The 14,999-nt window shown below is 37.8% G+C and carries 8 protein-coding genes; 3 read left to right on the top strand and 5 right to left on the bottom strand.

The annotated features are described in order from the left end of the window. Window positions 1–68: 68 nt before the first annotated feature. Entirely contained in the window at window positions 69–809 is a 741-nt protein-coding gene (locus tag CE557_RS00845) for an adhesin (RefSeq protein WP_114909746.1), read from the bottom strand. Next, on the bottom strand, window positions 796–4,572 hold the full coding sequence (locus CE557_RS00840) for a baseplate J/gp47 family protein (RefSeq protein ID WP_114909745.1): 3,777 nt from the start codon (window positions 4,570–4,572) through the stop codon (window positions 796–798). The genes CE557_RS00845 and CE557_RS00840 overlap by 14 nt, the downstream gene beginning before the upstream one ends. A 133-nt stretch (window positions 4,573–4,705) precedes the next feature. Between CE557_RS00840 and CE557_RS00835 the strand changes: the two genes are divergently transcribed. Next, window positions 4,706–5,266: a hypothetical protein gene (locus CE557_RS00835; RefSeq protein WP_114909744.1), complete on the top strand. Its 561-nt coding sequence runs from the start codon at window positions 4,706–4,708 to the stop codon at window positions 5,264–5,266. A gap of 293 nt (window positions 5,267–5,559) precedes the next feature. Here CE557_RS00835 and CE557_RS00830 read toward each other — a convergent pair whose 3' ends face one another. Both CE557_RS00830 and CE557_RS00825 read right to left on the bottom strand, forming a co-directional pair. Continuing rightward, a complete protein-coding gene (locus CE557_RS00830; protein WP_162789908.1) occupies window positions 5,560–7,329 on the bottom strand; it encodes an AAA family ATPase in 1,770 nt (589 codons plus the stop codon). A gap of 224 nt (window positions 7,330–7,553) precedes the next feature. Then, window positions 7,554–8,417 (bottom strand): ankyrin repeat domain-containing protein, encoded by an 864-nt coding sequence (locus tag CE557_RS00825; protein WP_114909742.1) that lies wholly within the window; start codon window positions 8,415–8,417, stop codon window positions 7,554–7,556. A 269-nt stretch (window positions 8,418–8,686) separates the two neighbouring features. Between CE557_RS00825 and CE557_RS00820 the strand changes: the two genes are divergently transcribed. Both CE557_RS00820 and CE557_RS00815 read left to right on the top strand, forming a co-directional pair. After that, complete coding sequence (locus tag CE557_RS00820; protein WP_114909741.1) at window positions 8,687–11,281, top strand: ATP-dependent Clp protease ATP-binding subunit; 2,595 nt, start codon at window positions 8,687–8,689, stop codon at window positions 11,279–11,281. Between the two features lie 250 nt (window positions 11,282–11,531). Then, window positions 11,532–13,316: an ABC transporter substrate-binding protein gene (locus CE557_RS00815; RefSeq protein WP_114909740.1), complete on the top strand. Its 1,785-nt coding sequence runs from the start codon at window positions 11,532–11,534 to the stop codon at window positions 13,314–13,316. Between the two features lie 270 nt (window positions 13,317–13,586). On the opposite strand, the gene CE557_RS00810 is transcribed toward CE557_RS00815, so the two are convergent. After that, window positions 13,587–14,951 (bottom strand): LysM peptidoglycan-binding domain-containing protein, encoded by a 1,365-nt coding sequence (locus CE557_RS00810; protein WP_114909739.1) that lies wholly within the window; start codon window positions 14,949–14,951, stop codon window positions 13,587–13,589. Window positions 14,952–14,999: the final 48 nt, after the last annotated feature.

Genomic DNA, 14,999 nt, shown 5'->3' with positions numbered 1-14,999 from the left:
TAGTGAGGCCTTAAGAAACATAGTAGAAACTACCATAAAAACAAGATGATACATGCATCACACATTTATTATTGCTGGACGGCTTCATATTCTTCTTCTTCCCACCACAAATTGGTCACATAATATTTAATCAGACTCCCCTCTCCATAATCACGTTGGGTTTTTATTTGCAATGTATAATTAAAGGTATCTCCAACCCAGCGAAGATTAATTTTATTTCTGAAACTACCATAATAGGCCTTTACAGCATCAATCTTATTACTGGAATCTCCAAATGTACTTAGTGCGATAGCATGGGTCATAGCATATAAACCACGTCCTTGCTTACCAATTTTAGCGATGACTTCAAATGCATGGCATGCATTTAATGGAGGGGTAATATTATACCAATTACCGTCACCAGGCACTGTACCAGAAGTATACGTACCCCTACGTCCATGCATGCTGACATTGCCATTTACGGTTAATCTTTCCGATGGATTGGTTGTACCTATGCCAACATGTCCATTCGCTTGAATAAGCAGCTTACTCTCCCCTTGCTTATCAACAAGATTAAATCCAAAATCTGGGGTATTTTTGGGGTATTGTTCAATGCTCCAAGTAGGTTTAAAATCGTTCAAATTATTGAAAAATGTTATCAACTTAGCGGAACTCCCTTTAGGAGATAAACTTAAGCCATGATCCTGAGAAATAATCTTATCATCTTGCTTATGAAACATGGAGTCTATCAAATCCTCAAAATCACGTTGGGTAGGGATAGATCCTTTTTCAAAGCTTTTCTTTAGTGCCTCTCTACTAGTGATTGCCATGATCAGTTCTAATATATTTTTTGGTGATTAAACAGTATTCTTCTAAACTTGGTATGGGTATATCTTGATCTATACATGGTATATGCTCCTCTGGCTTAGGACGCTCCCATGGACCTACTATAAAATCTTCAGAAATCGCCATATCTCCGATACTGCCATGGCGCAACTTAACAGCAGCATCGAATGTATCTACCACAGCTATTTTATGATTTTTGGAAGAAACCATAACAGACCATGGATAACCGGCAAATAAATGACTATCGTAAGTGGTTACCTTATCTAGTTTTAAGTCTTTGGTGTGACCACAATATTTTAATATAGAAAAATTTCCTATGCCTTCTACATAATAACGGTTATTAATAAAGTCTATAATTTTAGAAGTAGGTATATTTCCACCTAACTGGACATCCGCTGATGGATCAAATAACCAAGGAGAAAAAAAGTTATGTAAATCCTGGTATAACAAATTTAAGAATAATCCTTTTTCATATCCAGCTTTAAACTTAACTGTAACGTTAACTTTAACATCTTCATAAATAGGGTTGACCACTTCACACTTTATAAATGGCGTACTGACACCTTGAATATAGGTTTTAATCTCAGTTAAAAGATCTCTACTAACGAAAGGAATGTCTAGGCTAGGATTTGCTTTAGCCATAACTACAATGGTGATATGACCAGGGTTCACCATGTTATTTGTGCTTTTAGCGGTATGGTTGATACATTTTACTTTGAAAATTTCTGGGAATTTTTCAAGCACAATGCGTTCATAGTCCCACACCGATATTGCTCTATTTTTATGCCTTAAGCGCTCACTAACCCGTCTGTAGAAAGCTTGATGATTTTCAAATTGCCTTCCACCAAAGGTTCCAAAAGGTTGTAAGACCCACTCAATGCCCTCTACAGGATTCTGGAATGCTTGAATCGCTTTTGCAGGTAGTATTGGAGCAGAAAAAACACCATTTTTATCCATAACCCTTGACACGGCAACGGCTTGCGTATAGACCCCAACTATAGTGGATAAGGCGCCTTTTTTATCCATAAATTGTGCTTTAATCCAGGTTAATGCTGGGGTCATACGGGTATTATTTTGACGCACTGGGACTGGTAAATTCGCTAAGTCAAAAATCATAATACCAGATTTAGATAATCCATCTGTCCCGTCTACCACAATCGCTTCCTCCAAGGGTAACCAGATATTGTCAGACAAGTAAAACCATTTGGGTTGTTGGGTTTCTTGATCTGGACTATTTTCACCAATAGCTATATGTATAGACAAATGGGTACTATTTAGATCTGCTATGCCAAAAGCGATAAATGATTCTTTCTGCTCTATCAATGGCAACAATGTAGGTGGAGTGGTTAACTTGCTGGGAAATGTTTTTAAATAGCCAAAAGAAGAAATATGAAAAAAACTATTGAGGTATTTTTCTTCTTCTTCCCCAGGAGGAGAAGTTAATACCATAGATTCTTCTGCTTCATAATCAACTGTAATAGATTTTATGCGAGGGGTATAAGGTTCATTTAATACTGTTATAGCTTCCTCTTTCTTTTTCTGCGCATTTTTAACCAGCACACTACTCATCAGGCCAGGATAGATGGCATGACCAAAGGCTTGTTCTGGTGCACATAGTTGTAATTTTAAAAAACCAGCTACTGTTTTGGGTCCATAGACGGTAACATCTAAGGGTTGGTTTGTTTTAGTAGTCCGTAATGCAGCTACGTCAATGTCACTAATGGTTCTAAGATAATCCAATTGCTCACTACCTTTGTTATTTTTTACAACCTGAAACAAAGGTACTACTTGCCTATTGTGGGCGTAAGATGGATTCCAGTGCTGATGATTTAAATAAGCAATATTTACTTTAAAATCATCATTATTTACCTTGGTAGGATAGGCATCATAATACGACTTAAATCCTCCGTCTACAGTAGGGAGGCTATCCCATTTAATATATATTTTTAAATCAGTGAGATTCTTAGAGAAGATTTCGCCACTACCTATGTAAAAGCTGCTATCTAGTTTGGCCAGTGGTCCAAAAGGTTCAAAAATTTGACTATTATCAATAATACCTAATTGATTTTGCAGTACTAATCCACGATACCCCTCTACCCTAACCTTTAGGTCTATTGTTTCAAGCAATAAACCATTTAAAATGTACAAGCCAGTAAGGGATGCCCCATTGCGTATGCCAACAGATACCGAAGGCGTACCAGGATCTACTACGCCACCCTGGTATCCAGCAGGTAACATCGCCATAGGGGGTACTTCTGTATCTAAAGATATAGTCATATGTAGGCAACGCGCTTCATCAATAAATTCCAATGCTATAGCCTCTTCCGGTATACCGAGCCATCCCTCTTTAGTAGTAATATGTACCTGTGACATGGCATAAAGCATATCTGACACTTGCTTTAAAAAGGCTGTAGTAGGAACCTTCTTATTTGGGTTGCGATTGATTAATATCTGAAAGGATTCAAAGGTAAATTTCCACTTTATATGAATGGTGCGCATACCTTCGGCAAGGTGAAATAAGGGCGAGCCAACAAATACGGCCAATTGTTCATTGGACTGCTGTTTGATGGCATCATTGTTTTGTGATGTAGGGAACAGTTGAAAGGGAAGCGTTTGCAATAGCTCACCATTGTAGGTAGTGGTAGCTAATTCAACTGTTTTATAGCCTTCTTTATCCAATTTTTTAGTAATCAGCAACGTATTAATCTGAGCAAGCCTAGCTTTATTTACTGTTATATTTCTTTTCGTTTCAAACAAAATATCTTCCCCATTAACTGGGTTTTTTGCAACCAAAAGGCTCCCCTCTGGTACAAAGGCGAATGGCTGATTGGGACTCAGTAAAAAGTGGACATACGCCTGATCTGGAATGGAAGGGTTGTTATTAAATTTGAGCACATGCCTATAATAGTGCTCTAGCGTTCTTTGTGGAATGTAATTAAGATGCCCATCTGCATACTGTAGCAGCTGGAGAAAAGCAATCAAAAGTGCTACATGTGGTTCTTTATTTTGCGAGAAAAGGGTATCAAAATAATCGCTAGCAGCCAGCTCCTTGAGTTTATAAATGGTATTAAAAACAGCATCAAAAAAATCATCGAAAATATCGATCACTTGCTCATCATTGGGTTCCATGCCATTGGTTTCATCATAAACCAGTTCCTTGCTTAAGCGCCATAAGGAAGCATTAAGACACTTCTGATGGAGAAAAACAGAAAAGTTGATAAAAGATTGAATAGAACTGGCTTTGCGATGTTGTTGTAGAATCTTGTATAGTTTACTGATATGGATATTGATTTCCTCATGTATAATGGCATCTAATTTTGCGCGCACTACATCTTCATTAGATAGATTGTTATACCAATAATCTAGTAAGATGATTAAGTCTTGCGCCACCACCAATATATGGTGCATGGAGTGGGCATCTGCAATGCCTGTAGGGTTCCGCCGCAGGGTTAAAAAATCTTTATGGATACGTTTCTTTAAGGTATCGATATTGGTGTGTAGAATGAGGGAACGTATGACGGTATCATCCTGTTCTAAAAATTTTCGCCAAACATTTTGATCTATTCTTTGGTTATTGTTATCGTAGTAGGCCAATAAGTCCGTGTATAGATAGAGGAATCGGAGGTGATCACTAAATTGTCTATCACTAATCAATAGGTTGTTGTCTACTAATTCAGGTAGCAGGCGTTCAGTGTGGCAGGTGCCTCTTCTGGCAAATAAAATATTAAGCTTTTTTTGAATATGCATACATTTAAACTATGATCTTTTTCCAAAAATTAAGATATTGAGCAAAAGGAGGTGATCCATTAGATAATCAGCATACCTCGACAGCAATCTAACCTAAAAACCACTTATAAAAAAGTAATTAAGCTTAAAATTTATGCGCCTCTTACCCTATTTATTGAGTATGGTTGTATGTATAGCAACTAATTTTAAATCGGATCATGCAATTGGATCACAAGATGTAGTAGACCAAACCTCACCATCTACAACGTTAGACGCTGAGTCAGATACTACACAAGATACGCCATCTGATTCGCTCGATGAGATACTCAAAAAGGATACCCATGCAGAAGGGGTCATTCAAAACATATTAGGTGGGTTAGCACTTTGCTATAATGTTTTAGCCAATCTTCTATTGTACCCAATTTTTTCTTTTTTACTGCTGATACTCTCATTGGGGGGCCTTATACTGCTTGGGCTTTGGGTTAAGAAAATAAAAGATGAAAAATCCATTTCCACTACATGGATGCTATTTACCTGCCTCTATCTGCTTTTTTACTTCGATCTATTTTTAGTAGTCTACCAGAAAAGAGCAGTGCTGTTTTTATTTCTAGAACTAGAAAAAGATCTATTTTTAACGATAATTGCAGCATCTATTGGTTACATAATTGGCAAGTTCTTTTCTAGTAAATTTCTTGAAGAAAAAAAGCTGCCTTAATAAATAAGACCATCCTCCTAATCATACACGTTAAGTTAAGGATTGATGCAGTATGCGCTATCGGATGCTAGTTTTAGTACCTATCGTACGTCGTACATGTAGGTTCGATAGATTGGCGGGTTGCCAGAGATAGGAGCAGACAATGAGGTGGAAAATTAGCTGTAAATAAGTTTCAGGTAAGCTTAGCCCAAGCAACTATGGAAAAAAGTTAATAACTTATGCAAAGAATTGGGTATTTAAATGGCACATTACACAAACAGGAGGGAAAATATTAAATAGTAAATAGGTTACTCCTACTCCTCTTCCTGGCCATATTTACTCGTTAAAATAACATCACCGATTTGCTTGTTAATCAGATTATAGGTAGAATAAGCAGCTAAAACTGATTTTCCTGAAAAAGCAATACCGCATTCTACTACTTCTTTTACATGCGGATATTGTAGTATTTCAGTATGATAGGCTTGTGCTTGTATTTGATCTAAAGCAAGTTTAGCTACACTTTCTAGTTCTTCTTCTTTACGTATCTGCTTAAATTCCAATAGAAGCGCTTTTAAACTTTCTTTTTTAGGAATTAATAACAGATCATAACGACCTAAACCACTTTCTCGATTAGAGCGTATATAATGGGTAATACCCAAACTTGCTAACATTCCTAACACAAAACCATGGTAAAAGCCTTCTGATGTGCTACCTTTTTTTGTATCAAAATAGCTCATACTGCGACGTAAAAAGTCGCTAAGCTGTTCTACAAAAGCAGGAACCTCACCAACTACCAAATGTTTCAAAAAAGAATCATATTGCCGCTTTCTATTAAACTGATTGACGAACCATTCTTGAAAAAATGTACTATAGAGTCGCCATATTTCATAATTGGGTACTCTTACTTTACAATCATATACTGTAGTATAGGCACTTAAACTACTGGTTTCAAAGGTCAAATAACCAGCAAATAACAAAAGACTCCAAAAAGATGTATCATCTTTATCTAGGATATCAAAAGCAAGGTGTTTGTTGATAGATATATCCAAAGACTCCCCCCGCATCAACTCTTCGAATTGTTCTTTGATGTCCGAATGAGCAGTAAGTACCTTTTGTTCGATTAAGTTATTATTACCGGTATTTACCCAATAGACATCAAAACGACCTGATCTATTGATGCAAGAAATAATAGACCATGGATTGTACATGACCAAATTCCCTATCCTATAACCATTGTACCAACTTTTTACTTCTTCTATAGCAGTACTAAGACCATGTGCTTCAAATAAATAGGAAACTTCCATTTCACTAAATCCAAAGTGCGCGCTATATTCTTCATCTAGCAAGGTATAGGTCTCCAGATTGTTCAACCCAGAAAGCATGCTATCCTTAGAAACACGTAATATGCCCGTTAAAACACCTCTTTCTAAATAGTCATTATCTTTTAAGGCAGAACTAAACAGGTTACGCATAAATGCGACCATAGTGTTTAAATAATCTGAATTACCGTAAGCTTTGTTTAGTGGGGTATCGTATTCATCTATCAAAATATAGACCTTTTGACCATGGTGTTGGTAGAGGCATTTACTAAGCAATTCTAGAGAAGATTCTAATTGTTGTTGATTAGCCTTATTGTTTACAATTTTATACAGCTTGTTTAGCTGTATTTTATTAACCTTATCACTATTAAATAAATAGGTATAGGATTCATAAAGAGTCGATATCAATTCATACACCGCATTGTAGGCCCCCTGAAAACTATCTGCATTAACATCCTTAAAACTTAGCATAATAACAGGGTACTTACCTTGATGTTGATCAATGTGGTTACCACCATCTAACTTACTAATCGCTAAATCATCAAATAGACCTTTTGTACTTACGCCACTAACCTCTGCTGAAAAAAAATGCTGCAACATAGACATATTGAGTGTCTTGCCCCAACGACGAGGGCGGGCAATTAAAGTAACTTTGTCTCCCTTACTGAGGAACTCAGACAGCATAGCTGTCTTATCACAAAAAAGATAATCCCCTCTTACTAACTCTTGAAAATTACTAACCCCAATTGGTAATTTTTTCATCATGCCATCAGAACATTTAAAGCTATTGCATCTATTTACATATAGGTTATCATAAATAGGACCTAGATACATATGGCATTGCTATTGTATATCCAATACAAAGTTAATAATTGTCAGGTCAAATCTTGACTACTACAGTTGGCTTTAGTTTAAGTACATCGACATCCTAGCGTTACCTTGACGTCTATCGTTTAACAAACACTCTCACCCTACAGGAATAACTTTGACTAGGAACCTAAAACGTGATTAATGAGGTTTAATAATTCTTTGTCATTGAGCTCTTGCGCAAATTTAAGTATGTCAAAATCCAATGACTGAATATTAATTTCTTTTCTTTTTAAGAACGCCTTAAGCATTCTTATACTTCCCTCTTTTTCTTCTCGATTTATACATTCTCTTATATAATTAATTTGGAGCCACATTAATAGATATTCACATGGGCGTGAATACGCTGCGTTCTTGGAGCAAGTTAAGTTTGGATTAACACGGTTATCAAGCAACAAGCTTTGAACTATTGCTGGATGCTTCTTATTCTTGACTGCCATTCCAAGTGCGGTATTACCCTCAATATTTTTTTTATTAACGTCAATATTTGGCTGCTTGAGTAGCATCTTGACTATATCTTCTTTACCCTTTTGTGTTGCCATCATGAGCGGGGTATTACCCTCACGATTTGTTTTGTTAACGTCAATATTTGGCTGCTCGAGTAGCAGCTTGACCATATCTTGATTACCCTCTTGTGTTGCCATAATGAGCGGGGTATTGCGATCATTATCTTGTGCATTGATCAAAGCAGTAATAAAGCTATTGTTCACCGAATTTTTAAGGATGATGGCAAGAACATTAGGCTTATCATTTAAAATTGCATGGTGTATAGGATTACGCCCTTGTTCATCTTTTTCAAAAAATTTATTTTGACTATGAGGCACACATATACGTTCTACAACTAACTTGACCAGATCTTCTAGCGTCTTTTGTTCAGTTTGTTTCTCTTTAACACTACATTCAGGTTTAGTGCTTAAATGATCCGCTACACAAGAAGAAAGTAAAGTATGCTTTAATAAGGACAATAAAAACCATATAATAAGCATAACTACACATTAAAATGTTAAAATAAAACCACTTGGATATTCAAAATATCCAATTACTGCTGCCGTAATACCTACAATAGATTATACATATAAAATGGGAATAATGGAACCGATACAATCGGCATAGATAGATGCATCTCATCGATTTGCCATGGGAAGCGTAAAGGGCTATAGTACCCTTACCATCATTCAACGCGCTGAATGATAGACAGACAAAAATTACTATATTTAAATTAAGAGCAGTAAAATAGTAAACAATCTTCAGCAGTATGGACTTTGGGCAATATACGATTAAAGCACAAGAAGCGATACAAGGCGCGATAGCAGTTGCGCAAGCAAATCAACAATTGACTATTGAAAATAGTCACTTACTCAAGGCTATTTTAAGCAGCAATGAAGCACATATTACCTTCCTTACACAGCAACTTCAAGTGGCTTTAATGCCTTTGGAACAAGCCTTAGATCAACTGATCCAAACCTACCCAAAAGCATCTGGTCAACAGCCTTATTTGTCACCAAACCTGGATGTTACCTTGCGTGGCGCAGCCAGTTATAAAAAACAATTAGGTGATGATTTTATTGCAGTTGACCATTTACTTTTAAGCCTCTGTACAGGTACAGATAAAACGGCAGCGTTAATGAAAAAGCATGGCATAGAAGAAAAACCGTTGCTAACAGCCATTCAGACTTTACGGGGCACACATAAAGTGACGGATCCTACTGCAGAGTCTAAATACAGATCGCTGGAACGTTACGCAAAAAATTTAAATCAACTGGTTAAAGAAGGTAAAATAGATCCAGTCATTGGGCGTGACGAAGAATCACGCAGAACGGTACAAATTATTTCACGTAGAACGAAAAGCAACCCTCTATTAATTGGAGAACCTGGTGTAGGTAAAACGGCTATTGTAGAGGGATTGGCGCAAAGAATTGTATCTGGTGATGTACCTGAAAACATTAAATCTAAGGTAATCTTTGCATTAGACTTAGGTCTTTTGATTGCTGGTGCCAAATACAAAGGTGAGTTTGAAGAGCGATTGAAAGCTGTTATTAAGGAAGTAGTAGATTCTAATGGGGCATTTATTCTTTTTATTGATGAAATCCACATGTTGATTGGGGCAGGTGCCTCTGGGGAAGGTGCTATGGATGCAGCGAACCTACTTAAACCAGCACTTGCACGTGGAGAACTACATGCCATTGGTGCAACTACCTTAAAGGAATATCAAAAATATATAGAAAAGGACAAAGCGCTAGAAAGACGGTTCCAAGTTATAATGGTAGATGAACCGAGTCAGGAAGATGCGGTTTCTATTATACGAGGTATAAAACCAAAATATGAACTGCATCATGGCATACGTATTAAAGACAATGCAGTCACTGCAACAGTGCGTCTCTCTGATCGTTACCTACCGGGCTTTCTACCTGATAAAGCCATAGATGTTATGGATGAAGCTGCTGCCAAAAAGCGTATTGATTTAGATGCAGTTCCTGTGGATTTAGATCAAATACAACGCAAAATTACCGAATTGGAAATTGAAAGGGAAGCGATTCGAAAAGAGCAAGATATAGTGAAGCTGGAAGTACTTTCTAAAACCATTGCCGATCTAAATGAAAAGAAACAAACGCTCCAATCAAAATGGGAGCATGACAAATCCATTATGCATGGCATCAGTATACAGAAAAAGCAAATTGAACAATTGCGTTTGGATGCTGAACAAGCTGAACGCAGCTTTGACTATGGTAAGGTGGCAGAAATCCGATATGGAAGGCTTATCGAGGCAGAAAAAAAACTCAAGGAACTACAAGAAAAGGTAGAAGCATTACGTGAGACGAGTCCACTTTTTAAAGAAGAAGTCACACAGGAAGACATTGCTGAAATTATCGCACAACGGACGGGTATTCCTGTCGCTAAAATGCTACAAGACGAGCGAGAAAAGCTGCTGCACTTAGAAGCTGTACTGGCTGGGCGTGTGGCAGGACAAACAGAAGCCATTCAGGCTATTGCGGATGCCGTACGTAGAAGCCGTGCCGAACTACAGGACCCTCGTAAGCCTATTGGTTCTTTTATTTTTTTAGGTACTACTGGAGTAGGTAAAACCGAATTAGCCAAAGCACTGGCACAGTTCTTATTCAATGATGAACAGGCTATGATTCGCATAGACATCTCTGAATACCAAGAAAAACATGCGGTTAGTCGGCTCATTGGTGCACCCCCTGGCTATATAGGATATGATGAAGGGGGTCAACTGACGGAAGCGGTACGGACCAAGCCCTATTCAGTTATTCTATTAGATGAAATAGAAAAAGCGCACCCAGATGTTTTTAATATCCTGTTGCAGGTATTGGATGATGGTAGGCTAACGGATAATAAAGGTAGAACGGCAAATTTTAAAAATACCATTATTATTATGACTAGTAACATGGGGGCCCATCTGATTCAAAGTAGATTTGAAGGCATTGAAGATCTACCTGCTCAAGAAGTATTAACAGAAACCAAAGAAGCCGTTATGCAATTGCTTCAAAAGCACATGCGTCCAGAGTTTTTAAATCGAGTAGATGAAATCATTATGTTTAATCCACTTTCCAAAAGGGTGATTAAAGATATTGTGCATATTCAGGTAGCAAAACTTAAAGCAGATCTACAAAGGAATGGCATAATCATCCAGCTCGATGAAGGTTTAATAGACTACCTATCGCAAGAAGGATATAGCTTGCAATTTGGAGCAAGGCCACTCAAGCGCTTAATGCAACGCATGGTACTCAATGAATTGTCTAAAGCATTGCTATCTGGACATATTACCAAAGAGCAACCTATTCTGATTGGTTACAAAAAAGGAGCAGTGGTATTTTTAAATAAAAAATAGAGTATGTGTTCAAGCAATGGCGGGGGCTTGAGGGCAATCTATGCTAGCACAGAGATGACAATGGCTAGTTAGTACATGCTCATGCCCGACAGTAAAAAGCTAGCACGCAGTAAAAATAAGGGAATGATCTGTTGCCCAGCGGGAAAAACAGAAAGCGCCCCCTTTGGGGGCTTCAAAATTGCTGCACCGTTATATAACACAATAGCTGGTTAACCTGTCCCATCTACACGAAATTAGATCTATCTACATTATGCCTTTGTATATAAAGAAAGCAAGCAGCACCATAAACGTTTCCCTATTACTACTTTTATTATGGTACCCTATAGGAATAGCAAAAGGTAGTCCATCCAGTCGCCATACGCAGCTTCTATTTTCGGCATATGAAGCGGCCAAAAAAGTTTACAAAACAGGGGATTATGCTGAGGCCAAAACATTATTTGATAGGCTGAAGCAGATGGCCGCTCCCACTGCCCTTGCCCCCTATATTCATTTTTACTATGCATTAGCAGCCTACCACCATGGAGATAAAACAACCGCTAGACAAACTTTTTTGGAGCTACAAACCCAATTCCCAGATTGGAACAAACAAGATGAAATCTATTACTGGTCTGCACAATGCAGCTTTGAAGCAGGAGATGGCGCACAAGCATTAGCAGCACTTGCTTGCATTAAAGACAAGCGTATGGCTCAGTCAGTGCTACAAATGAAAAAATATTTCCTTAAACAAATAGACCATCATGAAACTTTGCAAGCGTTGATTGAACAATTTCCAAAGGATCCACTTATCAAAACTATTTTACACAAAAAAGCTGCCCGAAAGGCTTATCTCACCCAAGACTTTGCGCCACTACAGCGGTTAAAACAGCAATACAATTTTTCAGATTATATATACGACCCTTTGAAAAACTTGACCTCTAAGCAAAAAACTATTTATAATGTAGCTGTTTTTTTACCCTTCTTTGTAGAAGAATTGAATTATGCAGCATGTACAGACCAATTTGTTATTGCGCTCTATCAGGGCATCCAACTGGCCATAGAAAGGCTTGCGCAAGAGGGTATTGTTATCAACCTTTTTGCCTTTGATACCAAAAGAAATGTAGCGATTACCCAATCATTACTTGCACAAGAAGCCATGCCCTATATGGATCTCATCATAGGTCCGCTCTACCCTGATACGACTCAATTAGTTACTGCATTTGCTAAAAAACATAAAATTAATCTTGTGAATCCTATTTCAGATAACCCTGCTGTCACCCAAGGGAACCCATTTACCTTTCTTTTTCAGCCAGATTTGGAAACTTGTGCCCAAAAAGCAGCAACACTTACACTCAACGACCTACATCATACAGCCATAGAGGAACCTTGTATAGGCGTTTTTTATGGCATGGAGCAGAAAGATGTATTGCAAGCAACATGCTATAAGCAGAAAGTTGAACAGCAATTAGGTAGGCCAATAGATCTATTTGTACAACTTTCTAGTGCAACGATCAAAAGTTTTTTTGAACAAGCAATCAGCCAAGAAGACGAAAACCCTGAAGCCACTGAACAAGATAGCTTAGCGCTCAACAAGCTTACCCATATCTATGTACCATCTCAAGATGAACTGCTGGTTTCAAACGTAATAAGCCTCTGTTTAAAACTGGGTATTAAGCCACACATTATAGGACATGAACAATGGATCAAAAAGGAAATACTCAATATCCATCAACTAAAAAAATTCCCTATTCTATTTTTATCTCCTCATTATATCGACTATAGTAGGCCTGCTTTACATGCATTTCGTAAAAAGTTTTTTGAACAAAATGCTACAGAACCCAATGAAAAAAGTTACATTGGTTATGAAATGATGGTATTCTTTGGAAGAATGCTAGGACGTTATGGCACCTATTTTCAAAAAGAATGGGGAAATATGCATTACAATAGCCTTATTTTTCAGGGGGTAGCCTATGGCAAACATCATGCTAATCAGCATATTCCAGTACTGCGCTTTGCTAAAGATAAATTTATAGTATCTGTTCACGATACTAGTTCATAATGCATTTTATTCCACTTTTTTCTTGATAAAAAAGTGGACAAAAAAATCAAGCCCTCGGTAAAAAGTCGCTGAAAGTGTCATCTTACAGATGGCAAAACAGAAAGCGCCCCCTACGGGGGCTTAAAAGGAAACTGTTTTTCCTAATCATCTGTAAAATGCCACTTTCTAAACCGCGACTTTTTTCAGGGGCGTTGCTCTTTTAACGCAAAAAACCACTGCGCTGAACACATACAATTTATAGTGGCTACTATAAAGTAACAAAATAAAACATCAGCTGGGTTGGGCGACAGCCTGATGATAGGCTACTGGAAACTTACGGGGTCTAATAAATCGCAACCATAATATGCGCCCCTTGGCTAACTGTTCTGTTTGCTGCATGCGGTTTTTTTCCAAAAGAGCAGATCGCTGCATACCATATCGTTGTGCAATGCGCCATATATCTTCTCCAGATGCTACGACATGATAGTGTCTACCGCCTTTACTACCTTTTGATCGATAATAATAGACCATATTTGGTATCAGCTGGTGCGTTTTGTCAATCTCATTTATAAGCAAAAATTTATCTATATCCAGTTTGCCTAACTGGGCTAAATAGGGAATGGTGTCTCCTTTTTCAGCTATAATCGCCAATCTGCCATTGGCTTTAACCAATCTAACAGAACGCCCATCCTTCAAAGGGGTAATTTCAGGAAAGGTTTTAGCAGCCTGTAAATGCTTGGCATAATCTGGTTGGGTATCCTGTGGTTTAGATATTGCTATTCCTTGCTTCGGTGCGCTGTTTTTTAAGGGTAGCTTAAGAACAGAGTGGGTATGTGCATCAGTATGCAGCAATGGCACTAACAAAGAACACTTGGTATTAGGGGGTACCACAGCAGTTCTAAGCCATCTATTGTGTTCAGATAATAATTTTTCTTCTATATTTAAGTGCGCAGCAATATCTTCTAACCTTTGTCCATGGTGGCCTTGGTCATAGACCAACAGCCGTAGTCTTGCATGTTTTTTTTTCCCAGCGATCCTTCCAAATGCCAACTTAGTAGCTATAACAGAGAGGATATATTGGTCGGTCTTATCATCCAATCGTACTACTCTGGCGCCATAGTGTTTTTTAGGAAAAATCTTTACTGCACCTGCTCTACCCCTATTATAAGCCAGTAGTGCACCCAACCAACTATCAAAATATTGGTTGTGAATCTTTAAAAAACGAGCAGCCGCTTTTGTGGACTGAATTAAGTGCATTCTTTCATCTACAAGATGATCTATAGTTAATCTTAAACCCAAACCGGTTGCCTTTTGAATTTGCCAAAAGCCCACATCTTCGGTATGACTTACCGCATTCCCTACGAGCATACTTTCATGTACAGCTTGGAATTTAAAATCATCTGGAACATTTTCATCGGCCAATATTTTTTCTATAAATGGGAAAAAAAGATGGGTGCGCTCTAATATTTGATTAAACGATCTTTGAGATCTGGTCAGCTGGTTTACTTTTATCTGCACCTGTTTGCGGGCACCACGTGTAAACTTCAACCGCATATTTGCAAATCTCACTACCTCTGGCACAACGATTGGCTGTGATAGCTCAACAGACCACCCACTGAATGGTAGCAAGGTAAAAACAATAAAAAACCAACGCATAGATAAAAAAATTGTAAATCGGAGGCTACATGCCTTTATGCACGGTTA

This window comes from Cardinium endosymbiont of Sogatella furcifera (assembly GCF_003351905.1).
Taxonomy (GTDB): Bacteria; Bacteroidota; Bacteroidia; order Cytophagales; family Amoebophilaceae; genus Cardinium.
Note: the sequence above shows the minus strand (reverse complement) of the source record. Positions and strands in the feature narration are given on the sequence as shown.

What these genes read in the sequence shown, in the direction of transcription:
- CE557_RS00845 (WP_114909746.1), bottom strand. Translation starts at nt 809, where the DNA reads ATGGCAATCACTAGTAGAGAGGCACTAAAGAAAAGCTTTGAAAAAGGA.
- CE557_RS00840 (WP_114909745.1), bottom strand. Translation starts at nt 4,572, where the DNA reads ATGCATATTCAAAAAAAGCTTAATATTTTATTTGCCAGAAGAGGCACC.
- CE557_RS00835 (WP_114909744.1), top strand. Translation starts at nt 4,706, where the DNA reads ATGCGCCTCTTACCCTATTTATTGAGTATGGTTGTATGTATAGCAACT.
- CE557_RS00830 (WP_162789908.1), bottom strand. Translation starts at nt 7,329, where the DNA reads ATGATGAAAAAATTACCAATTGGGGTTAGTAATTTTCAAGAGTTAGTA.
- CE557_RS00825 (WP_114909742.1), bottom strand. Translation starts at nt 8,417, where the DNA reads ATGCTTATTATATGGTTTTTATTGTCCTTATTAAAGCATACTTTACTT.
- CE557_RS00820 (WP_114909741.1), top strand. Translation starts at nt 8,687, where the DNA reads ATGGACTTTGGGCAATATACGATTAAAGCACAAGAAGCGATACAAGGC.
- CE557_RS00815 (WP_114909740.1), top strand. Translation starts at nt 11,532, where the DNA reads ATGCCTTTGTATATAAAGAAAGCAAGCAGCACCATAAACGTTTCCCTA.
- CE557_RS00810 (WP_114909739.1), bottom strand. Translation starts at nt 14,951, where the DNA reads ATGCGTTGGTTTTTTATTGTTTTTACCTTGCTACCATTCAGTGGGTGG.